Source organism: Sphingobacterium spiritivorum, from assembly GCF_016725325.1.
Lineage (GTDB): Bacteria > Bacteroidota > Bacteroidia > Sphingobacteriales > Sphingobacteriaceae > Sphingobacterium.
The window spans coordinates 2,171,857-2,194,565 of record NZ_CP068083.1 but is presented as its reverse complement, the minus strand read 5'-3'; the positions used below and the strand labels follow the sequence as shown (position 1 = coordinate 2,194,565).

Below are 22,709 nucleotides of genomic sequence, written 5' to 3'. Positions count from 1 at the left end.
ATTATGCCGGATTATCCGGTGTAATCCCCAACTGTCGTTTCAGTTCTTCCAGTTCATTACTAACTGATTCAGGACCACCAATTGCTTCGTCTATCTCTTCACGGGCAGTTTTATTGCCTTTGGCAATCTCTCCGTATGCCTGGCTCAGCGCTTCATCTTCTTCCACCTTTTCTTTCATCCGCTCCAGCATACTGATGGTACTGTTGGAATCAATATTTGCCAACTGCTTATTTACCATCTTAGTGGCTGCGGACACTTTCACACGCGCTTTGAGTGTTGTCAGTTCATTTTCCCATTTAGAGATATTGAACTTCAGGATATCTACATTTTTCTGAATTTCTTCAGCAGAAGCTTTGTGAATAACGGTCTGTTTTTCCAGCTCCCGCACTTCCGCCAGCAATTGATTCTTCAATAACAAAGCTTCTTTTGCGAGCGACTCCGCTTTTTCAACTGAAAGCTCTCCTTTTTGATTTTTTTGCAACAGCAAAATTGCCTTCTGCTCAAATTCTGCAGATTCCGCACGTTTCTTATCCGTATTATTCTCTGTACGGATAGCCAGTGCTTTTACTTTGGCATATGCCTCCAAAGCCTGCGCCAGATCATCTTTCATTTCACGGATACCTTGTTCCGTCATTTTGATGGGATCTTCCATCTTCTCTACTACCGAATGGATTTCTGCCTGTCCTATCCGGAAAATTCTCTTAAAAATATTCATTATCTTAATGTTTTGAAAAACTAATTAACTGTTCTTTGTATTCACTCATCAACAGACTCAGGGAACTCAATGCAGCCTGAAATTCATTGAGATCCAGATTATGAATCTGCAGAGTATAGCGATAAATCACTTTTTCACCATCCTCTGTCAGCGCAAACCCTCCGTGAATAATATCACGATTCTTAACAAGCAACTCTTTAAACATCTCCAGACTCTCATTTCGAATTGTAAACAGGTATTGTTCAAAAATGATTATCGGCATAGCTACTCCTACAATTAAATTGCGAATCCCATCCAATTCATTCTCGATAACAAAGACTCCTTCATCTTCATTTTTATGAACAATCTTATACCCTGTTTCTGTGATATATTTTTCAATTTTTGAGAAGCTCATAATTTATTTTTTATATATTGCACATATTGTTTGCATAAAGTTAAATAATGCAAAAATATTTTGCAAATTAATTTTACATATTTTTTCAAAAAATGTCGAATATAGGTTATAATATTAAAAAGTTAAGAAACGTAAAAGGCCTCAGTCAGCAGGCTTTTGCAGAATTGTTTAACTTAACAAGAGGTAACATTTCCTCGTATGAAGAAATGCGTGCTGAACCAAAAATAGATATTGCGCTTAAAATTGCAAATTATTTTAGCATACCATTGAGCAATCTGATCGACAAAAAGCTATCTGTAAATGAAATTCTCAATTTCAACGACTATTTTGAGGCCAATACTTCCATTGCTCCACCAAAAAATTTAGCAGGCATTCCTTTCCTTTCCCGTGAACGTGTATTTCTGGCTAAAGAATTATACGATAACCTCGAAAGTATTCCTAAAATTTTCTTTCCCTTATATGGACAGGAGAATTATCTTGCTGTAGAAAACAGTCACTTTATACCCAAACATATAGAGGCTAATAATGAAGAAAACAACATTCTGTTCTTCGGCATGTTGCAGGTTGACAATCTGCATACGCTGACAGATAAATTTGGTTTATACTTTAGCAAAGAAGATTTTTTTATTGGTAAATTCCAACAAAACGGAACGGAGATATCTCTTGTCCTCAATGAATGGAAATCCCAACCGGTTTCTATCGACCAGCTCGGTGACTTCTGGAAACTGGAAGGTAAATACAATCAGATTCCCTGAGTAGCCGGATTTTGTTTAAAAACACAGCATATCCCGTCTCTCTTTTGAATGCTTGTCTTATGATTTTTATTAATATTGCAGGATGCGAGCAGTAATACAACGTGTAACACAGGCATCATGTACAGTAGAAGATGTCATCACCGGAAAAATTAATCAGGGTCTGCTGATCCTGATTGGTATCGAAGATGCAGATACGGAAGAAGATATGAAATGGATGGCTCAAAAATTTGTCAACTTACGCATCTTCTCAGATGAAAACGGACTTATGAATAAATCCGTCCAGGATATTGATGGTAATATATTACTTATCTCCCAATTTACTTTATTTGCACAGACTAAAAAAGGCAACAGGCCATCCTATATCCGTGCCGCACGTCCGGAGAAAGCTATTCCGATGTATGAAGCCATGTCGGCCTGTCTATCTCAACTGTTAGGTAAAGAAGTACAGTGTGGTATTTTTGGTGCGGATATGAAAATTGATCTTCGGAATGACGGTCCTGTCACGATCATTATGAATACACAGGATAAAGATAATTTCTGATGGCGTATCCTATCTGTCTGAAACCTTTACTTTTGATCATAGCGTTGCTATGTGTTCACTTGGCTGCCACAGCTCAGAAACAGGCCAGCATGAACTCATTTAGTCAGGCACAGCAACTTTATACAACTTACGAAGCTGAACACGGTAATTATATACAAACTCCAAATGTACGTCTTCATTATCTCAGCTGGGGTAACAGTAAGCACCCTGCAGTTGTGTGGCTGCACGGAAGTCTGACAAATGCATATGAGCTGATGTCTATCGCCCCTCAGCTGGCAGATGCAGGATATTTTGTGATTGCGATCGATTATTACGGACACGGACAGACTCCGATTCCGGCACATGAAGTATCCCTTTATCATGCGGCAGATGATGTACATTTTCTTTTGGATAAACTAAACATTTCAAAAGCTTATATCGGTGGATTTTCCAGAGGAGCTTATATAGCCACAGCCTTTTATGATAGCTATCCTTCCAGCGTCCGCGGACTTATTTTGGAAGAAGGAGGTACTGTAGCATTTAACAGTTACTTCCATAAACTTAATGATACTGCATTAGACAGTCTTATTCAAAAACAGACCGCTATTTCTCCACAAAACAACCCTTACCTTCAGGAATTTGAATCCCAACAGGCTGCTTTTGATTTTTTAAAAGATTCAACAGATCAGTCCTCACAATTTGAACTCCTGTCGTGGATTTCAAAGAATAAACAAGGCAAGTGGATCATTTATAAAGATCTGGAACCCTTTCTTGGGCTTTCCACAGCGGAAGATTTCAAAAACACAGTACTTCGACCAAGCAAAAGCCCCATGTTTGCCCGTTCTATAACGTCTATAGATCCGCTGATTATCTATCGTAACCTGTGTATTCCGATATTACTTATGGAAGCCTATTCGGAGGCTGATCCATTACCATTCGACGAAGAGAACCGTATATTTACGAAACAGTTCAAGCCCTGGGTTACGCATAAAAGATATCCGGACATTGAACACAATATTCATTTTGAACAACCAGAACTGTTTACAAAGGATATTATTGAATTTTTAAATCAACACAATCATGACGATCAAAGAAGCACAGGAGACCATTGATCAATGGATCAATACTACAGGAATACGTTATTTTAACGAACTGACGAATACAGCCATGCTGATGGAAGAAGTGGGTGAAGTGGCCCGGATTATGGCCAGACAATATGGAGAGCAGTCTTTTAAAAAGTCGGATAAAGAAGTGAATCTGGCGGACGAAATGGCTGATGTCCTGTTTGTGCTTATGTGTCTAGCAAATCAGACAGGAATAGATCTGACGGATGCACTGCAAAAGAATCTGGAGAAGAAATCTATACGGGACGCTGACCGACATAAAAATAACGAAAAGCTCAAGTAACAAAGTTTTAACAGCAGGATCTATTTAGAATAAATACAAATAGATTATATTTGTAGATAAGGATGGTTATCAAGGCTAAAATAAAGGATCATAACGAATGGTTATTCTGGGAAGAACTGCCTGAGCACCCGCATGCACAGACAGCAATTTCGGAGAAACACATCGCCATCAACAAATTTCCGATTGATATCTCTACGTATCAGATCTTAAGCCGTGGAATCTTTATCCTGCAGGCCGATATGCGATTTGCGCAGCAGAGTAAAATTGTATCCGAAATCGACAGCGAAGCTATTGTCAGCCAGTTTATTCTTTTTAAAAATGATTCTGGAAGAGGTTATACCTTCAGCAAGCATAATATCCGCTATATTCCCTCGCTGTATGAAGAACATGATGTAGAGCCGGGACAGCAATTCCTTTATTTTCTGCTGATCATGACACCGGAGTTTTATAATAATCTGGTCACTATCCCAAGTCCTTTACATGCACTTTTCAAAGAGCGTATGAAAAGTAAAACAGTTACTTCTATCGTAGAGGACGATCTCTTTGCTACCACAGAGATGATCAAGATAATAGAAGACCTGCGCACCACCAATACCAAAAATGAGCTCAAGCAGATTTTTGTCAATGCCCGTGTACTGGAACTGATCATGCTGCAGTTTGAGCAGTTCAATCATGTGGGAGGAAAGCTGGATGACAGCCTTCGGGCAGAAGATATCCAGAAACTGGAAGAAGTACTGCGTATACTGAGAAATCAGTTTGTCAGTCCGCCTACACACAAGCAGCTTTCAAAACTGGTTCTGCTGAATGAGTTTAAACTAAGAAACGGCTTTAAGCAGCATTTCGGTACGACAATATACAATTACATTACACGTATCCGTATGGAAGAGGCAAAACGCTTAATTATACAGGAACAAAAAAACATGTATGAAGTCGGGATAAAGGTAGGTTTTAAACACCAGGCCAGCTTCACACATGCTTTCAAAAAATATTACGGAATTCTTCCGAGTGAACTTATCAGAGGCTAATACGCACTTCCCTCTCTGACAGCTACCAGATCCCGCCAGGACTGCAATTCTTCTACACCAGGCTTACGTTTTCCGAAAATCTGAACAATCAGTTCTCCGTGACTGTCATAGGCCTCGAGCGCATGTACATCTCCGTCTGTGGAAGGTTTGCTTACGATCCAGACCTCTTTGATCTGATCCATATTCAGATGAAGATTAAACTTGGGATCGAGCACATTAAACCAGTTTGCCATCTTTGCTACCTTGTCTACCTGTCCTGTATGGATCTGAATACAACCTTTATTGGCAACAAAAATCATTAATGGCACCTGTAAGGAACTGGCAGATTCTATACGTTCAGTCAAAGATTCCACTTCTATTTGCTTAGTTCTTCCTTCCGGAGCCAGTCGCAACGCCTGCGTACGTTTGAGATTGTATTTTCTTAATATTCCAAAAAATTCATGACTGTCTTTCATCGCTAACCAGTCTTTTTGAAAACCTGTCACATCCACTTCGCTATCCGGAATATGAACATCTACATATTCTTTTTCTGATTCCAATGTAAAATAGTTTTGATCTGCAGCTTTAAATCTGCCGACAAGACGGTGATAGGCTTTATGGTCGCTCTCCTCCGTCAGATAAATTTTGTGTACAGCAGTTCCGTTCTGATCAAAAAACTGTAAACCGTAAAGCGGACCCATCCGAACCGCAAATGCATAGTGCCATTGGCTCAGAAAGATACGCAGATCTATATCTTCATCATTGAACAGCAACACATGATCAGTAACTGTAGGCACGGGATATACACCTTTGCGTTCGTGCACACAGCTTTCATTACGGGTCAAGGCCATTACATAGCCGAGCTGATTTATTTCCTGCAGAATGGAAATCATTTCGGGCTGTAGCAAAACAACATCGTCAGAAAGCTGAGTCAGCAGTAATTGCATTTCACTAACCTGCAAAGCTTTGGCACAATCGTAAATCCGTGCCTTAGGATTTTCTTTTTTATATGCTTCGTATTTTAATTTAAGTTCCATATGTTGATAGTGTTTATAATTTGAATTGAATGTTGTCGCTGTAAATTCAACTGTCATCGGATCTATACGTGGTGTCAGTGTTTCAGGAATAATAGAAACCTGAGAATGTACCCCAAATATGGTAAATATATTTTGCGGAGTAAGGACTTCCATTGGCGCCCCGTCCCACCATTTGCGGCCGGATTTCATCATCAGTACCCGGTCTGCATATTGCGCGACCAGATTAAGTTCATGCAGAATAGCTACAACCGTAAAACCCACTTTCGTCAGAGCCTTTGCAATGGCCAGTGTTTTATGCTGGAACTGCATATCCATACTGCTGATGGGTTCATCCAATAACAACAATACATTCTTTTGATCCCATACCTGCGCTAATACACGCGCCAGATGTACACGTTGCTGCTCCCCTCCGGATAATTGTTGGATCTTACGATCGGAAAGATGATCTACAGCACATATTTTCATGGTCTCCGCCACCGCTATTTCGTGTTGTTCCACTGACGTTGAAAGGTGATAACGCCCCATTCTTACAATCTCTTCAACAGTAAAGGGCATACTCATTGCATTCGATTGGTGAAGCAATGCCCGGTGTAATGCCAGCTCCTTTAGTTTATAATTCTTTACCGGCTTGCCTTTGAATAACAGTTCGCCATCCGAAGGTTTCAGATCACCGGCAATGAGACGAAGCAAAGATGTCTTCCCTGCTCCATTTGATCCGATAATCGCTAAGAACTCGCCTTCAGAAACCGAGAAATCAACATCTCTGACAATGGTTCTTCCTTTGACCTGATAAGATAAAGAATGTGCCTGCAACATCATCATAATTACATTTTACTTTTATCCCTAATCAATATATATAAAAACACAGGTGTACCCAGCAGTGCCGTAATTACCCCGATAGGAAGTTCTAGCGGCTGAATAACGGTACGTGATACCAGATCTGACAAGGTAAGAACGAGTGCTCCGGCCAGTGCCGAAGCGACCAGCACATACCGATTGTCCACTCCTCCTACCAGACGTATGGCATGCGGCACCAGCAGCCCTACAAAACTGATAACTCCCGAAAAAGCAACCGCAGCTCCTACAGCCAATGTAGAGAACGTAATCACCAGTATCTTTAGCTTTCCGGTATTGACACCCATCATCTCTGCCTGTGACTCTCCCAAGGCAAATACATTCAACTTCTTCCCGAAGAAGGGTAACGCCATTATAGGAATCAGCACACATGGAAATAAAACTTTTATAGTATCCCAGTTGGCCCCGGCCAGACTTCCCAGTGACCAAAAGGTAATGGAACGAAGTTGTTGTTCCGTAGCCAGATAACTCAGCAATCCGGTAAGAGCTCCTGCAAATGCATTAATAGCAATACCGGCTAACAACATCGTTGCAATATGAGGTTTGCCATCCGTTATAGAAATACGGTACACAAAGAATACCGCCAGTGAAGCTCCCACAAAAGCCGCAAAGGCCAGCATGTAAGAATTGAATGCTGCAGATACAGCTGCTGCAAGCGCTGCCTCAAAAGAAATGACAATGGCTGCAAATAATGAAGCTCCTGTAGAAATTCCCATAAGACCCGGTTCGGCAAGCGGATTCCGGAATACACCCTGTATAGCAGCTCCGCTGACACCTAATGCCGCTCCTACCAGTACGCCAAGCAAAATCCTCGGCAGACGAATCTGATAAATAACATTAGCATTCAGTTCATCCATCGTTATGTCGGAAAACATATGCAGTTTCTGTAACAGAATCACCACTACATCCTGACTTGGAATACGTATAGAGCCCATACCCAGAGAAAAGATCATTACCAGAACGAGCAATATACTCAGCAAACTGTAAATCAAGATATATTTCATTCCGGACATACTAATTAGCCGATATTTTATCGTGCAATGTACGGATAGCAAGTGGCAGACGAATGCTGAAATTATTGAGCAATGTAGCATCCATCGTCACAATTCGTTTGTTTTTACCGGCTGTAGTCAGATTGACTCCCGGCATTTTGAGAACACCTTCTTTTCCGCCAAGACTGGAAAGACCAAAGTCAAATAATAATATAGCGTCCGGATTGGCAGCGACTAATGCTTCCGTGTTATATGTTTTGAATCCGGTGAATCCTTTCAGTGCATTCTGACCTCCGGCCAGTTTAATAACAGCATCAACCGCTGTGTTATCTCCGGCTACACTCATCGCACCGGCACCTCGTGCATAGACAAACATTGTCTTTACTGCTTTTTTGGATTTCGAGGCCGCAACGGCCTGATTGATATCCTTTTGTAATTGTGTCGCCAAAGTATTGGCTTGCGTACTCATATTCACAGCACTGCCTACTGATTTCACTAACTGCACTACGCCATTAACCGTAAATTCCTGCTTTATTAATGCTACCCGTATTTTCAGTGCTTTTAACTGGCTCTGAACATCGGGATTAAGTTCACCTTCTATAGCCAATACCAGGTCCGGACGAAATGCAGATACTCCCTCCGCAGATACAGATCTGTTCTTACTCACTTTTGGGAGAGACTTTACATAGGCAGGATAATCACTTGTTACATCTGTAGCAACAATAGATTTACTTAATCCCAAAGCATCCACGACCTCTGTAAGTGTACCATTCAGACTGACAATACGTTTGGGTACAGATTGCTGAGCAAGACTTACCTCCCCGGACAACACCAGTATAAGTGCAATAAAAAAAATGTTTAACCTCTGCATATTTATATGATTTGATATTTTTTCATGAATTTGAATACAACAAAGCAACCCTTTATTTAAACCAATTCCAAATAGATTACTGCATAAGAATACATCTGAAAGAGGATATGAAAACAACTAAATTTCAAAAATAAAACACTGTAAAACAACTATTTACAATCCGAATATCTGATTACTATCGAAACATAAAAATACGTTTTGAACAAAATAAAATACAGAATAAACAAATAAAATTACAGATAACATAAATACTTTATGGCAAAGTTTGATGATACTTGCAAAGTTATTTAGATTTATTACAAATAAAAATTGAAGTATTTTATTTCTCTTATTCTTATCATGATGTCTGTTGCAGGAAACATACAGCTTGCACAAGCCCAGAAAAAAAACGTATTCACGGGGATCGTCCTCGATGAGTCAGGTCATCCTGTACCTCGTGCATCTGTTATTCTGGAGCCGGATCATATTGTTGGTTCAGCAGATGAAAAAGGAGTATTTCGGTTTAACAAGCTTTTTCAGGGCACCTATCAGTACAGTATATCAGCCATTGGTTTCGTCACCGATACCGGGTCGGTATACATAGCGGGTACAGACAGTGGCCAGCGCGAATTTGTACTTAGAAAATCAAACAAAGTATTGGATGAGGTCGCCATCACACAAACTAACAAAGCCAGACCTACGCTTATAGATCCGGCCAATGCAGCTATGCCGGTAACTGTAATAGATCGAAAAACAATCGAACTGATGGGTAGCAGAAGACTGGATGAGATACTGAAAGAACAAACGGGTATTGCTATTGTAAATAATACTTCCGGTGGTGCGCGGTCTGTAGGTGTGCAGATGCAGGGATTCTCAAGTCAGTATATTATGATTCTGATCGATGGACAGCCTATGCTGGGACGCAACTCCGGAAACTTTGATCTGTCCCGCATATCGGTGGCAAATATAGAACGCATAGAAATTATAAAAGGAGCATCTTCCTGTCTCTATGGAAGCGATGCTTTAGGCGGAGCAATCAATATCATTACCCGTCTGGGAGCGATTACCCCTCAATTGCATGCCAGTCTCAACTATGGAAGTTTCCAGATTCTGGATGCCACACTAGAAGGAGAAACATCATTTAATAACGGTAAGGGCTCTGCTCTTGTATCTGCTAATTATTATCATACCAATGGATTTAATAACAATAAACAATATATGGAAGGGGGAACTAGCGTTCCTCCGTATACTAACATGGCTATCCAGGGAAAAGTGCGCCATCAGATCGGAAGTGATCAGCAGCACATCGGATGGAACGCCAGACTGAACACCCGATCTTCGGATATGACGCGAGTCTACAGTGAGAATTACGCTACAGAAGACAGACAACGCGAACATGATTTTAACACTTCTGTCTATTTTGACAAAAGATTTAATGAACAGTGGAAATCATTATCAACTTATTATTTCTCTTACTACAAGTCTGATATCAATGTCAGGACGCAGCAACAGCAGGCAACACTGACAAATGATAAATTTAGCCAGTACATCCACCGCCTGGAACAGCAGGTAGCATATAACAGTGAAACTTTTAATGCAACTTTCGGAGCCGGATTTAATCAGGAACATATGGAAGCTGTCAATAACTTTGCAGCACGTAGCCAGAACTCTTACTTTGCTTATTCTCAAGGCAACAAAGAACTTCTGGAACAGCTCAAGCTGACAGCAGGACTGCGCTATGATTATACGGAAGGATTTGGCGGAAAACTAAGTCCAAGCCTGGGACTTCAGTATACCGTAGTTCCTCAGCTAATTCTGAAGACTGGCATCGGAAGCGGCTTTAAAGCTCCTGATTTTAAATCCAGATATCAGGTATTCTATAACCCGGCGGCCAACTATTATGTCATAGGTAATGAAGTATTACGGGAAACATTGACAAAAATGGAAGAAGCAGGTGAGATCTCAGAGATCAGAAAATATGTTGTCAATCAATTAGACCGTAATCTTCAGGCGGAAAAGAATACATCATTCAATGCCGGATTTACCTGGCAGATCAGTAAACAATATACTGTAGAAGGCAGCTATTTTCACCATAAACTCAAAAACCAGATCAACAGCATACAGGTCGCTACCGGAACACGGAATATGGCCGTTTATTCGTACCAGAATCTACCTGAATCGGTCAATAAGGGGTTTGATGTAACAGTCACAGCTCAGCCTGCAGAGCATCTGACACTCAATGCCGGCTATCAATACCTTATCGCTAAAGATCTCAGTGTAGAAGACAGTATACGCGCAGGGAACTGGCCATATAATCAGAATATACACGACCCGGCTACAGGCAACTCCTACCCTCCTACAGCAAAAGATTACTGGGGACTCGAAAACCGCTCGAGACATCAATTCAATGTAGGCCTTATGTATACCTTCAAACCCTGGAATATGACACTCAATCTCAGAGCCAATTTCAGAGGGCGTTATCCTTTCGGAGATGCAAACGGCAACCAGTTTATAGATAGATATGATGTATTTGTCAATGATCATATCCTCTATAATGCAACTATAGAAAAGAAATTTGATAAGCTCCCGTTAACAATCCGGCTTAACGGAGAAAACTTATCCAACTATATAAATTATCTCATACCTGGTCAGGTCGGAAGGACACTGATAGCAGGCATATCTTACAGATTAATAAAACACTAATTATGAACAAATTCAGATACGCTATTATTTGCCTTACAGCAATGATTTTATGGACAGGCTGTTCCAAATCCAATGACGGTCCCAATGTCGAACTGAGTGATGGTACCAGTACGGTGATTACTGACCTGGCAGGAGATGTAGACGCTTCTGTAGGTAACAGTGCTCCCGGAAAAGAAAAACGCGATTTCCATACTTTTCTCTTCCGGTTTTCGGACCAGAAACAAACCTGGTTAAAGACAGCAGCCGATTCGGCTAAATATATTAAAGGAACAGACTGGGATATTGCATTCTCGGGTTTTTATAATAGTACACTATATCTGAACAATGGTCAATTAACAGGCAATCCTGCATTTGGCAATACATCCCGACATAAGGTAATACTGATGAAAGAGTCTTATGACAAAGTCAGCACAGCGCCAAGTGATGCAGATTTTGATAAGAGCCAACTCAATGATTTTGGGATGATAGGAAATGAAGATTCTCAGGGCTGGTACAATTATAATCTGACAAATCATTTGGTAGCTGTAGTACCAAACAGAACTTATGTGATCAGATTAACGAACGGAAAATATGCCAAACTACAAATTGTAAATATCTATAAAGGCAATCCGCCGGCTGTCACTGATCTTAACTGGCCGGCGCCGTACTTTACATTCAAATATTTCGTCCAGGAAGACGGATCTAAAAATTTAAAAACCAAGTAATTTATTCTAAAAATTAATACGATATGTTAAACGAGCAAATCAAAGAAGCGACAAAGCAAGGACACCAGGAATTAGAAAAAACGGTTGTATATAAGCTAAAGGCGATTGAAAACAATGCAGATTATGCTGATCTGCTAAAACATTTCTATGTATTCTTTTCAGGGATAGAGCAGCAAATAGACAATTTAATGCCGGAAAGCCTGAAACCTTATTATGCTGTGAGAAGAAATGCATCCCATATTGCACAGGATATTGAAGCCCTGGGCGGATCTCTGGCAGAACTTCCTTCAGTAGTTCTTCCTCCACTTCACAATGCTACACAAGCTATAGGCGCACTATACGTGCTGGAAGGCTCTATTATGGGTGGACCCTATATTGTCAAAATGCTGCAACAAAGAGGCATTGAAACAGGTTTTAATTTCTTCAATGGCTATGGGGAACAATCGCACCAAAACTGGGCTAAGTTTACCGGAATTATCAATGCTGAAGTAACAGAAGAGGCAGCTATAGAAGAAGCTATTACTGCAGCTCAACAAACTTTTTCTTCTTTTGGACAAACTTTTAATGCAAATATCTTATCCTAAATAATTTTTAAAAAATGAAATTTACTCAAACCCTTAAACATAGCTTTGCTATTTCACTTTTAGCGTTAACAACTCTTGGATTTAGTTCCTGTTCAGATGATGATAAAGAGATTAAACCAGTAGTACTCGAAGATAGTAAAGCAACTGTGCAAACAGCTACAATTGTTGCATCTGCATCTGCAAAAGGATTTTACAATCTTAATACAAATACTAAGACAGATAGTATTAACAGTACAATTAATTTGTCAGGTATGTTTGGTGCCTCATTAAGATCTTCTCATCCAAATACATATAAGCTTGGTTATTTAGATAAAACGGGAACATCGATTGATAACATTACGTTAGACATACTAAAAAACACCAAATTTGAATTAGTCAGTTCTATAGGGGTTGATCTTAGCAAAATTCCAATGCCAAATTTTGATCCTGCTATATGGTTAAGCTATGATCATGGAGTCACATATCAAGTAAAATCAATTGAAAATCGTTATGTTGTCTTCTATAAAGGTTCTGAGTTTTCAGAAAAAGCAGATGAAATCTATGTATTACAGGCAGAAAAAGTAGTGGCGGCAAATAGTGTGGGGACTTATACTATTAAATACAAGAAATACGTAAAATAATCCGAACCTATTTCATAAAAAGGGAGTTGTAAGTAATATACAACTCCCTTTTTATTTTATTAGTACAGCAAAATGCCGGCACCTAAAGAAAATGTAGCAATAGAAGATCCGACTTCATTTAATCGGGTATGTGTAGATTCTCCATTTGAATAGAATAACTGATCTGTACCGTTTTTAGCATTTAGCAGACTATTGTATCGTGCAGAAGCCAAAAAATAAAGTTTAGATGTGGGACTGTAAGTGACATCGAAGACTCCTGACCATTGAGGAGCATCAATCTTGTGCTTAAAACTCACCGGGTGAGCAAATTCCTCTCTCAAATTCCAATTGGCAACAGCAGTATACTTATTTAAAGCAAACTGTGGACTTAAGGACATTTTCCACTTTGGACTTATCACTTTACCCAACTTTAGACCTATTCCCCCTCCCAGCAGCTTACTTTTATATGTACTTCTAAGATCCAGAGTAGGATCAATCATCGTCAGTGAGGTATACTGATATTGAGGAAAGACATAACCTTCTACATCGATTCCACCTCTCCACAGCAGATAATTAAGTTGTAGCGTCGCAAAAGAAACATTCCCTTCTCCGCTATCGTATGTCATGTCCCTATCTACCAGCGTTCTGTTGTCTCCGGAATAATCTACATCGCGAACTGTACCGGATACAATAAAGCTATGTTCGGCCTGTAAGGAAAGCTTAATTCGCGGATGCAAAATGACAGAAAATCTGGCCCCTGCACCCCAAGCTACATTATCCTTCCAGGTCAGCTCCGAAAGAATATTCGGATTCTTACCATCTATATTTCCGGCTATTGACCAGTTGCTGTTAATCAGATCGACTTTAGGGTAAACAGAAATATCAATATTGTTCTGTGCAGATACCAAAGTACCGTTCACCGTAAAAGAAATCAGGATTAACAGTACGTAATAAAGAGATTTTATCGCTTTCGACACCATTTGAGACTATATAAACTAAAGCATGAATATACAACAATAAACGGATGTATCCATGCTTTAGATTTTTTTAGAATGCAGGGCCAATCTGTGCGCCGTCTGTATTCGGTATACTGACCAGAAACTCTGTTGTAAATTTGTATTTTGGAATATCAGCTAATTTGATAGGATATAATATAACCTCATCCTGATAATCATTATTTGCATTAATTGTTGTCCTCGTCTTTAATCGCACATAGTAATTATTCGTGCCCGATACCCTTACCATATCTACACCATAGGACTTATTCGGGTAATAAATTCTATCATTATCAAAGTTTGCAATTTCATATCTTTCCGTATTATTCAACCAGAAATTTTGAAACTTTTGATAAACTTCCCAGTAAAAATCTGGCGTTCCGGATAATATATTTTGATCTACATTCCACATTAATGGTAAATCATCAATTACAAAAATCTCTTTATTTTTTTGAGAATTAAAAATTAATGCTTTTGAAAAATGGCTAAGATTACTAACATTCACATTCGCCGGCTCAAATCCGATTATCCGGAATTTATCCGGAAATTTCATTAATAGAAAATTCACTTTTCCATTAGAGATTTTCCATCTTTGATGAAGAATAACATCTCCATTTAAAAAATATTCGAACCCTCGTTTTAAGTCAAATTTGTTCCCCAAAAGATATTTCCTAACCTCCTCTCCCTTATGACCCGGAACCAGTTCATACAATGGAATTAATCCATTTTCACCAATTCCTATCAGTCTTGAATTTTGGGTAGAAACTGTACTTTGCCATTGATTTATATCTACTGTTGGCACATTCGGGTTACTCAGATTGACATTTCCGGTAATATTAACAGAAGGATCACCACCTATCGCCTGATACATCAATGACTGGTTGGTATTATTTGTTATTTCGTTCTGACTATAATTAATATTTCCGTCAGCAGATATGCCAAGTCCGAAAATCTTAATTCCACCCAGATTTACACCTGCCTCAACTTTCCTTGTTTTATTCGTACTGTTTATTTGAGAACGATAGGTTAATTTTAATCTTCCTCCCAATGTTATATCTGTTAGTACATGTGTACCATAGGTAGATACTAATTCTGCAGGAGACATCGTTTCACAATCTGCAATAAAATTGGAAGTCAGATATTTATTCTTAACATCGTTAACAGACATATAGATACTTAATTTTTTTCTATATATGAGTTTTTCAAGAGTTGCATAAGAATATTTAGATGAATTGAAGTCTTCATCCACAAAAGTAGACTTCAGCTCTCCCTTAAATAAAAGCATGCCTGCACTCACATTCACTTTCTTTGTCACATTCTTTGCGTAGCTTTTTGCATCTTCTCCTGAGACCACAATCGTATTCTGACCACCTATATTTCCGATCTCTATCCTATTCGTATTATCGGGAAATGCTCGTATTTTTTCTACATCAATAACTTTGGCCTTAGCGGAACGTTCATCCGCAAATCTATCTTCTGCATTGTAACCAAATCCTAACAGATCGAGGTCATTATCGCCAGCGGATCTGGATGTAGTATTATTGTTGGAAACAACGAGATCTTTTCGGCAGCCAGATAGTACTGCCAAAAATGTTATTAAAATTAAGATTTTACTTTTCATTTTATTTAGAATTATTATAAATAATAGCAAATCTAAATATATTTTTGAATTAAAAAAGAAAAAATAAAATTAAAGTTACTCTACCTTTTGAATAACATAATATTAACACATTTATTATATTAGCAGCCCGTAGAAAGAAAAATATAAAACCATTATTCAATTCGATTATACTCTTTGAGATTCATCAGATCAGCCATACAATATCAGATAGGGGAATCCGTTATTAGTAAACCAAAATAACAATAACACAGTAATCATTATTGTGCTATAAAAAAAGGGATATCTGATGCAGATATCCCTTACTTGTTTTTATTCTTTTAAAGCTTTCTATCAACGTGTTTTGCTGTATGTGCCGACTTTAGATCCATTATCCAGAATCATATTTACTTCTAGTTTCCTGTTATCCGCTTTTACGTGAATAAGTGTCCGGTTTCCCTCTTTAGGTCCGCCACCAATAAAAATTGGATAAGAATGTTTTGCGGTAGCTTCATGAAACCCGTAAGTGTGCGTATGTCCGCTGATCACGACATCCACTTTATATTTATCAAATAAGGGTGCAAATAAGCGTTGTACTTCCATTGGTCCATGCCATTCTCCGGAATAAAATGGCGGAATATGCATAACAACCACCCGGAAATCGCTCTTTCTGAATGCATCTGAAGCCATTACTTTTTCAGCCCATTTTGCCTGATCGATACGATACTGATCAAAGTCCACTACGCCGGCATATACTTCTGCTGTATCCGGTTTATCCTCTCCGGTATCCAGCATCAGCCAGGAGACAGGCCCTCTGCGAAATGTTCCGTAATACGTATTGTCCTCATATCTGAAAAAGGTTTTAAAATCTCTAGAATAAGCACCTCTTGTCTCATGATTGCCTCTCAGCATAAAAAATGGTTTTTCGCTGGCAAACCGCTCTCCCAGTGGAGTAAGCAGTTTATCATAAAGGTCTTCTTCATTAGTAACGTAATCAAACATATCGCCATTCAGAATCGCAAAATCGAATTCCGGTTTACCTGCAATATCCAGCAACTGTCCGTAGGAATGTGCTCTTCCATGTACGTCATTATAGATAACACAGGATGTAGTTTGACTATTTGCATCCGGAGTTTTAAATACATATAAGGAACTGCTTATCTCTTTGCCATAAACGACTTTGTAAGCTTCAAACGTGAGGATTTCCTTTGCATATACCCGGTACTCATATGTCTTACCCGGTTGCAGACCCGTTATTGTCAGTACTGTACTGAGGGTATTGGCATTAATAAGTCCGTCTTCAGACTGAACGATTTTCCGAAATTGTTGCTCCCCCTGTGCTCTGACTTCCAGCCAGGTAAAACCTTTACGATTAATATGGGTCATGACAGTCACCTGATCTCCCTGCAGATCCTGCAGATAAGGTCTGACGCGAAAATCAAAATCCTGTTGTTGTATAGTGTGTGCGAATGCTTGCTGATGAGCAGATAACGCAAATGTTGCCGAAGCAACGCCCATTGATTTTAGAAAATATCTTCTTGTATTCATAATAGATTTAAGGTATCAAAAAGACCGGCTGGTTATAAACCGGTCTTCAGGTTGTTCAAATATAGCTATTCCCAAAATGGATTCTGAACCAAATTTTCATTCAGTTGCAGTTCCTGAGTCGGTATCGGCCAGAGGTAATCTTTCTTTTCATCAAATACTTTTGCTATATGCGCATTGACAATTATATTCCCTGAGGTTCCGTTTTCCAAAATGATCTCACTTCCCAGTTTTAGAAGCTGAATGCCGGAGGCTGTAGGCTTATTCCCCTCATATATCCACACATCCATCTTGCCATCTCCATCCAGATCAAACTGTCCGGTTGAAGGAAAATACATCCCTTTAAACTGACGTGTCAGAATCGGGCCAACTTTCCAACGCATAATATCATCCCAACGGAAAGATTCCATGACCAGCTCAATTCTTCTTTCCCGGCGGATTTCCAGTACAGCACCTGCCTGACTTCCTTTTACATTCGGATACTGTGCCATCAGATAGGCATCTGGACTAGCTGTTGCATCAGTGAGCAGCATATTAGGCATAGACACCCGATCGCGAAGTAATTTGACAGACCTGTCAATATCAGCCTGGGAAAGATCGTCGAGTTCAGCTTTTGCTTCTGCATAATTTAAAAGAACTTCTGCATAACGAAACAAAGGCATATCATTTTCAGAACGGTTGTAGGAGTCATACCGTACATCGCCCACAAACTTGATCAGCTGATAGCCCGTTACCGAATTACCAAAATTAGGTGTTTGCACCGCAGTACCACCGATTCTCTTATATCCCGGTGTGCGAATGGTCTGTGACAGACGCGGATCCCGATTCTGTGTCTCCTGATAAAAGGACATCGTTGCATATCCAGGTTTATCTGTAAAACGGGAGCCATCCCGCATCAGATACGTATTGACGAGGTCTTTGTTTAGTCCCGGTTTACCGTAAGAAGCGGTGATTGTATAATAATTGACATTGTGCCAGATCTGCAATCCGTCACTGTACTTACGGGCCAGTATGATCTCACCATCAATGGCATTGACAGACGAAAACAGTTGCTGATACCCCATATTGTCCGTTCCCTGATAGATACTGTATACGTTGCCATCCATCACCTGTCTGGAAGCCGCAGCTGCAAGCTCCAGAAAACGTTTAGAATCCGGCAAATTCAGGTCTGTATGGTATTTACGAAAAGTACCTTCGAATAGTGCTACACGGGATTTTAAAGCTAAAGCAGTCCATTTGGTTACTTTTTCAGATGATTTGGTAGCACTCAGATTCGCTATGGCAAAGTCCAGATCCGCTATAATGGAATCCATTACCAGTGTTCTGGAATCTCTTTTCTTCAGTAAAGCTTCCATATCGTTTTGGTCGATCGCCTTAGAATACCAGGGCACATCTCCAAATCGCTTGACTTTATCAAAGTAAAAATAAGCTCTGAAAAAGCGGGCCACTGCTCCGTATTTATTCGCTATTTCAGGAGCTAATGTTCGGTTGTAATTCTCTAAAAAGAAATTAATATTCCGCAGATTATCCCAGGTCCAGCCTCCACCACTCACCGGCACCTGACGCTTACCCGTGACCTGATCTGGCAGGGTGTTTTTTACAATATTATCAATATCCTCATTATACACTCCTTCTGCATCGGGCAGAGAATTGTAAAAAGAATTACAATATAATGCCAGATCATTTTCTGATCTGAAATAGTTTTCCGGAGTCAGTTTATCCTCCGGAGAGCGATCCAGATAGTTTTTTTCACAGGAAGTAACCGCAATCAATCCTGCAACAACTAAAATATATGAATATAGTTTCATGATGTTAAGCCTAAAAAGTTAAGTCAATACCAAACGAAAATGCCTTGGAAATAGGGTACGATCTGCCGTTCACTTCCTGCGCTGCCTGTTCCGGATCAATATAATCGGAACGCAATTTGGTCGCTGTCCAGAAATTCTCTCCGGAAACAAATACTCTTGCTCTTGATATTTTGACACGTTGCAGCAGTTTATCACTCAGGCTATAGCCTATAGTCAGATTTTTCAGCCGGATATAGGCCAGATCCTGCAGATACCGGTCATTTTTTACATTCAGCGATCCCCTGTTGTTCAGGGCAATATATCCTCTCATGAGCGGATAGTAAGCATTTGGATTTTCAGGAGTCCACACATCATCTGCAAAGTCTTTCGGAACGAAGGAATAATATGGCCGGGAATAGGGCCCCCAGAATTTATCTGAATTAGATCCCGGATACCAATGTTGACGTCCGATCCCCTGAAAGAATGCCGATACATCAAATCCATTCCAGCTTGCACCCAGATTCACACCAAAGGTATAACGGGCCCGATCATTTCCGATGATCACCTGATCTCCAGGTTTACTAAGCGTATTGTCTCCCTGATTCACAACACCGTCCCCGTTGACATCTACAAATTTGACATCCCCGCCTTTGAGCTTAGACCATTCTCCGGGAGCCGACAGCCGAACAGCATCAACATAGTCCTGATTTATTTTCCAGCTGGCAGCTTCTGCATCTGAAGCAAATAAGCCATCTACGCGATATCCCCAGATTTCACCCAGCGACTGCCCTACGTAATAGTTACTCAGCAACATTTTGGGATTATCAAAACGGGTAATTTTAGCTTTGGAATCAGACAGACCAACTGAAAAATTATATTTAAAAGGTTTATCTGCCACTGTTCTGGAATCATTCCATGCTACAGCAAGTTCCCAACCTCTGTTTTCCAGATCTCCTGCATTCATCTTCGGAGTAGCTGCTCCGAATACAGCCGGCAATGTTGGCCCCGGGATCAGCATATCCAGCGTCTTGCGAATAAAATAATCAAAGGTTACATTCAGACGGCTGTTCAGAAAAGCCATATCCGTTCCGAAGTTCAACGTATTCGTACGCTCCCAGGTCAGATTACTGGAGATAGGTGTTGGTGCAGATATATATTGTGTCTTTCCTCCACCTGTGATATAATTAGACCTGCCACTGTTCATCAACGAGATGTAACCATATTCATCCGCTTCCTGCGCATTTCCCAGTTCACCATATGAACCACGGAGTTTGAATTCGTTTACATACTGTTTCAGATTTTCTGCAAATGACTCTTCCGTTACTCTCCACCCTGCAGATACAGAAGGGAAGAATCCAAATCTTTGCTTACTTGGAAACTTGGATGTACCATCATAACGGCCATTCATCTCAAACAGATATTTACCTGCATAATCATATGTGAATCTTCCGAAATATCCTTCCAGTGCCCATGTACGGCTTCCACCGGTAGTCTGCATATTGCCATAGCCCAGATCAAAATCATTCAGATCTTCCGACAACAAACCGTCTACGACACCACCGATAGCATCCCATTTTTGTTGCTCTCTGTTGTATCCTAATACAGCTCCGAAATTGTGCTGACCAACGGTCTTATTGTAATTGGCAAAAAGGTTAATGGCATGTTTGGTATAGGTAATCTGTCTTTCTGTCAAACGATCATTTCCCAGGTAATTAATTACTCCCGGAAAAATCGACCACGGAACTTGCGTTCTTCTCGCAAATGTCTGAACAGGATTGTAATTGAATGTATAGTTTCCCGTCACTGTAAAACCATCCATAATCGTCGCCACACCTTCCAGATGATTGACAAACTCATGCTCTTTCTTACCTCCACGTGATTTACCATACAACAGGTCGGCAAAAATACCATCACCTACTGTATAATTATTCAGCTCCGTACGGTAGGTTGCCGTACCATCCGGATTGACCGGAACATAGGAAGGCAGAGCGTGCACAGTAGTCGAAATAAAATTGTTATTTGATTCTTCCGGTTTATCTCCGGAGTTCCAGCCCGGGAAGGTATAATTCTTATAATTCAACTGCGAATTGTTGCTGACTCTAAGCCATTTGGAGAGCTGTGCACCGATCTTACTTCTGAGATTATAAGAATTGAACTTATCCTGATTAAACTGCATGATACCTTTTTTCTCATATAATCTTCCGGACAGATAAAAGTCAATCTTGTCCGTCCCTCCGGTCATCGTCAGAGCATGTTCCTGAGAAGGCTGTACATCACGATAGAAATAATCCCACCAGTCTGTATTTCCATAGTAAACGTACTGATCTTTGCCATTACGATTCTGAATAACCACACTCGGCAATGAAGGATCATTCTTACGTTTCAGCAATTCTGCATAGTCCGCTTCTGTATATCCGGTGTAGCTGTTTCCAGTAGCACGGATAAAAGCTTCATCATTCAGAATTGCGGCATCATATCCGGATGTTATAAAATCTGTACTTACTGTAAGTCCTGAAAAAGCAAAATTGTTACCGTAATTTATACTCATTTTTCCGGCTTTACCTTTTTTCGTGGTAATGAGCATCACACCAAACGCACCTCTGGCGCCATAAATGGCAGCCGCAGCCGCATCCTTTAGGACAGTAATAGTCTCTACATCACGTGGATTGATATTATTGATACTGCCGGGTACTCCGTCAATAAGGATCAGCGGCGAAGCATTCTTGCTGTTGATCGAAGCAAATCCCCGGATATTCACGGTCCCTTCACTTCCGGGCCTTCCGTTAGAGAAGTTAACATTCACATTTGGCATAGCGCCCTGTAATGCCTGAGTCACATTGGAGACCGGGCGGTCTTCCAGGACTTTGGAATCAATCTGACTGACAGCTCCTGTCAGATTCACTTTCTTCTGCCGGCCATACCCCACGACGACGACATCTTCCAGTATCTGACTGTTGTCTTCAAGGGTAAATGTAACCGTTCGGCTCTCCCCTACAGTAATCTGTTGTCCGTCAAATCCGATGATAGATACTTTAAGCACATCTCCCGGGCGGGCATCAATTGAAAAGGTTCCACTTTCGTCTGTTTGAACAGACTTTTTGCTGTTTTGGTTTGTTACTGTTGCACCAACAAGCGGATTTCCACTTTTATCTGCTACCGTTCCCCGCACAGGTGTCTGCAAAACTGCAGAAGCACTGATAAAGGAGCTTGAAAAGGCTCTTTGCGGGTGAAATGATAAGCTTAGCAACAGAAAACAGGTGCTGGAGGCAACAGCGATCCTTGACCGATTCCAATATCGGTCAAGAGCTGGTTTAGGCTCGTTTTTCATAGTTTTTAAATTCTTTTAAATTTAACTGGTATAGTAATACTAAATATACAAACTAAATTTATGATTCTAACAATGTCACGAAGTAAAGAAGTTTATATTAACTAATTTTTTGGTACATGTTATCTTTTCATTTAGTTAAGATTAAGAAAGAAGAATAACTATAGATCTTTCATAGAAAATGAAAATAATAACATGCGTTTTAATGCATATTTTTGCACTTTTCTAACATCAACTCTTTTCCTATCGGATCAGTTCAAAAATTTCTTATCTTAGATCAGATTATCAATTATGGCGCATAAGCACCACAACCTTTATCCTTTTTAAAACAAACCAAACGG

19 protein-coding genes are annotated in these 22,709 nt (G+C 40.0%); 9 read left to right on the top strand and 10 right to left on the bottom strand.

The genetic code is table 11. The features are described from left to right. Position 1 precedes the first annotated feature (1 nt). Positions 2-715 (bottom strand): PspA/IM30 family protein, encoded by a 714-nt coding sequence (locus I6J02_RS09035; RefSeq protein ID WP_201681386.1) that lies wholly within the window; start codon positions 713-715, stop codon positions 2-4. Between the two features lie 4 nt (positions 716-719). Then, the gene (locus tag I6J02_RS09030; RefSeq protein WP_002997592.1) at positions 720-1,109 is read right to left on the bottom strand and encodes a hypothetical protein; all 390 of its coding nucleotides are present in this window, start codon (positions 1,107-1,109) and stop codon (positions 720-722) included. A 92-nt stretch (positions 1,110-1,201) separates the two neighbouring features. Here I6J02_RS09030 and I6J02_RS09025 point away from each other — a divergent pair, with 92 nt between their 5' ends. The 5 genes from I6J02_RS09025 to I6J02_RS09005 all read left to right on the top strand — a co-directional run bounded on the left by I6J02_RS09025 (position 1,202) and on the right by I6J02_RS09005 (position 4,816). Beyond that, positions 1,202-1,864, top strand: a complete 663-nt coding sequence (locus I6J02_RS09025; RefSeq protein WP_201681385.1) for a helix-turn-helix domain-containing protein — start codon at positions 1,202-1,204, stop codon at positions 1,862-1,864. A gap of 82 nt (positions 1,865-1,946) precedes the next feature. Continuing rightward, complete coding sequence (gene dtd, locus I6J02_RS09020) at positions 1,947-2,405, top strand: D-aminoacyl-tRNA deacylase (RefSeq protein ID WP_201681384.1); 459 nt, start codon at positions 1,947-1,949, stop codon at positions 2,403-2,405. Next, complete coding sequence (locus I6J02_RS09015) at positions 2,405-3,496, top strand: alpha/beta fold hydrolase (protein ID WP_201681383.1); 1,092 nt, start codon at positions 2,405-2,407, stop codon at positions 3,494-3,496. The genes dtd and I6J02_RS09015 overlap by 1 nt, the downstream gene beginning before the upstream one ends. Further along, positions 3,465-3,791 carry a nucleotide pyrophosphohydrolase gene (locus I6J02_RS09010; protein ID WP_003008656.1) on the top strand — a complete coding sequence of 109 codons (327 nt, stop codon included), beginning with the start codon at positions 3,465-3,467 and terminating at the stop codon, positions 3,789-3,791. Before I6J02_RS09015 ends, I6J02_RS09010 begins: the two co-directional genes overlap by 32 nt. A 62-nt stretch (positions 3,792-3,853) precedes the next feature. After that, positions 3,854-4,816, top strand: coding sequence for a helix-turn-helix transcriptional regulator (locus I6J02_RS09005; RefSeq protein WP_201681382.1), 963 nt, complete (start codon positions 3,854-3,856; stop codon positions 4,814-4,816). Here I6J02_RS09005 and I6J02_RS09000 read toward each other — a convergent pair. From I6J02_RS09000 to I6J02_RS08990, 3 genes are read right to left on the bottom strand one after another with little or no spacing between them, the layout of a single operon-like run. Continuing rightward, positions 4,813-6,654: a heme ABC transporter ATP-binding protein gene (locus I6J02_RS09000; RefSeq protein ID WP_201681381.1), complete on the bottom strand. Its 1,842-nt coding sequence runs from the start codon at positions 6,652-6,654 to the stop codon at positions 4,813-4,815. The genes I6J02_RS09005 and I6J02_RS09000 overlap by 4 nt on opposite strands. 2 nt (positions 6,655-6,656) lie before the next feature. Further along, entirely contained in the window at positions 6,657-7,691 is a 1,035-nt protein-coding gene (locus tag I6J02_RS08995; RefSeq protein ID WP_236582382.1) for a FecCD family ABC transporter permease, read from the bottom strand. 10 nt (positions 7,692-7,701) lie between these two features. Then, the gene (locus tag I6J02_RS08990; protein ID WP_201681379.1) at positions 7,702-8,550 is read right to left on the bottom strand and encodes a hemin ABC transporter substrate-binding protein; all 849 of its coding nucleotides are present in this window, start codon (positions 8,548-8,550) and stop codon (positions 7,702-7,704) included. A 309-nt stretch (positions 8,551-8,859) separates the two neighbouring features. Here I6J02_RS08990 and I6J02_RS08985 point away from each other — a divergent pair, with 309 nt between their 5' ends. From I6J02_RS08985 to I6J02_RS08970, 4 genes are read left to right on the top strand one after another with little or no spacing between them, the layout of a single operon-like run. Next, complete coding sequence (locus I6J02_RS08985) at positions 8,860-11,232, top strand: TonB-dependent receptor (protein WP_236582381.1); 2,373 nt, start codon at positions 8,860-8,862, stop codon at positions 11,230-11,232. A 2-nt stretch (positions 11,233-11,234) separates the two neighbouring features. Beyond that, a complete protein-coding gene (locus tag I6J02_RS08980) occupies positions 11,235-11,936 on the top strand; it encodes an HmuY family protein (RefSeq protein ID WP_201681378.1) in 702 nt (233 codons plus the stop codon). 23 nt (positions 11,937-11,959) lie between these two features. Next, positions 11,960-12,520, top strand: a complete 561-nt coding sequence (locus I6J02_RS08975) for a biliverdin-producing heme oxygenase (RefSeq protein ID WP_201681377.1) — start codon at positions 11,960-11,962, stop codon at positions 12,518-12,520. 14 nt (positions 12,521-12,534) lie between these two features. Next, on the top strand, positions 12,535-13,140 hold the full coding sequence (locus I6J02_RS08970) for a hypothetical protein (protein WP_201681376.1): 606 nt from the start codon (positions 12,535-12,537) through the stop codon (positions 13,138-13,140). 59 nt (positions 13,141-13,199) lie between these two features. On the opposite strand, the gene I6J02_RS08965 is transcribed toward I6J02_RS08970, so the two are convergent. The 5 genes from I6J02_RS08965 to I6J02_RS08945 form a co-directional block, all read right to left on the bottom strand. After that, entirely contained in the window at positions 13,200-14,099 is a 900-nt protein-coding gene (locus I6J02_RS08965) for a hypothetical protein (protein ID WP_201681375.1), read from the bottom strand. A 67-nt stretch (positions 14,100-14,166) separates the two neighbouring features. Further along, entirely contained in the window at positions 14,167-15,702 is a 1,536-nt protein-coding gene (locus tag I6J02_RS08960) for an MAC/perforin domain-containing protein (protein WP_201681374.1), read from the bottom strand. Between the two features lie 363 nt (positions 15,703-16,065). Further along, on the bottom strand, positions 16,066-17,259 hold the full coding sequence (locus I6J02_RS08955; protein ID WP_236582380.1) for a metallophosphoesterase: 1,194 nt from the start codon (positions 17,257-17,259) through the stop codon (positions 16,066-16,068). Positions 17,260-17,324: 65 nt separating this feature from the next. Further along, positions 17,325-19,064: a RagB/SusD family nutrient uptake outer membrane protein gene (locus tag I6J02_RS08950; RefSeq protein WP_201681373.1), complete on the bottom strand. Its 1,740-nt coding sequence runs from the start codon at positions 19,062-19,064 to the stop codon at positions 17,325-17,327. 10 nt (positions 19,065-19,074) lie between these two features. Continuing rightward, positions 19,075-22,371, bottom strand: a complete 3,297-nt coding sequence (locus I6J02_RS08945; RefSeq protein ID WP_201681372.1) for a SusC/RagA family TonB-linked outer membrane protein — start codon at positions 22,369-22,371, stop codon at positions 19,075-19,077. Positions 22,372-22,709 lie beyond the last annotated feature (338 nt).

Excerpts from the sequence above, each read along its gene's own strand:
- dtd (WP_201681384.1), top strand. The coding sequence starts at position 1,947 with ATGCGAGCAGTAATACAACGTGTAACACAGGCATCATGTACAGTAGAA.
- I6J02_RS09025 (WP_201681385.1), top strand. The coding sequence starts at position 1,202 with ATGTCGAATATAGGTTATAATATTAAAAAGTTAAGAAACGTAAAAGGC.
- I6J02_RS08965 (WP_201681375.1), bottom strand. The coding sequence starts at position 14,099 with ATGGTGTCGAAAGCGATAAAATCTCTTTATTACGTACTGTTAATCCTG.
- I6J02_RS09015 (WP_201681383.1), top strand. The coding sequence starts at position 2,405 with ATGGCGTATCCTATCTGTCTGAAACCTTTACTTTTGATCATAGCGTTG.
- I6J02_RS09010 (WP_003008656.1), top strand. The coding sequence starts at position 3,465 with ATGACGATCAAAGAAGCACAGGAGACCATTGATCAATGGATCAATACT.
- I6J02_RS09000 (WP_201681381.1), bottom strand. The coding sequence starts at position 6,654 with ATGATGATGTTGCAGGCACATTCTTTATCTTATCAGGTCAAAGGAAGA.
- I6J02_RS08975 (WP_201681377.1), top strand. The coding sequence starts at position 11,960 with ATGTTAAACGAGCAAATCAAAGAAGCGACAAAGCAAGGACACCAGGAA.
- I6J02_RS08945 (WP_201681372.1), bottom strand. The coding sequence starts at position 22,371 with ATGAAAAACGAGCCTAAACCAGCTCTTGACCGATATTGGAATCGGTCA.
- I6J02_RS09005 (WP_201681382.1), top strand. The coding sequence starts at position 3,854 with ATGGTTATCAAGGCTAAAATAAAGGATCATAACGAATGGTTATTCTGG.
- I6J02_RS09030 (WP_002997592.1), bottom strand. The coding sequence starts at position 1,109 with ATGAGCTTCTCAAAAATTGAAAAATATATCACAGAAACAGGGTATAAG.
- I6J02_RS08950 (WP_201681373.1), bottom strand. The coding sequence starts at position 19,064 with ATGAAACTATATTCATATATTTTAGTTGTTGCAGGATTGATTGCGGTT.
- I6J02_RS08955 (WP_236582380.1), bottom strand. The coding sequence starts at position 17,259 with ATGAATACAAGAAGATATTTTCTAAAATCAATGGGCGTTGCTTCGGCA.
- I6J02_RS08990 (WP_201681379.1), bottom strand. The coding sequence starts at position 8,550 with ATGCAGAGGTTAAACATTTTTTTTATTGCACTTATACTGGTGTTGTCC.
- I6J02_RS08980 (WP_201681378.1), top strand. The coding sequence starts at position 11,235 with ATGAACAAATTCAGATACGCTATTATTTGCCTTACAGCAATGATTTTA.
- I6J02_RS08995 (WP_236582382.1), bottom strand. The coding sequence starts at position 7,691 with ATGAAATATATCTTGATTTACAGTTTGCTGAGTATATTGCTCGTTCTG.
- I6J02_RS08970 (WP_201681376.1), top strand. The coding sequence starts at position 12,535 with ATGAAATTTACTCAAACCCTTAAACATAGCTTTGCTATTTCACTTTTA.
- I6J02_RS09035 (WP_201681386.1), bottom strand. The coding sequence starts at position 715 with ATGAATATTTTTAAGAGAATTTTCCGGATAGGACAGGCAGAAATCCAT.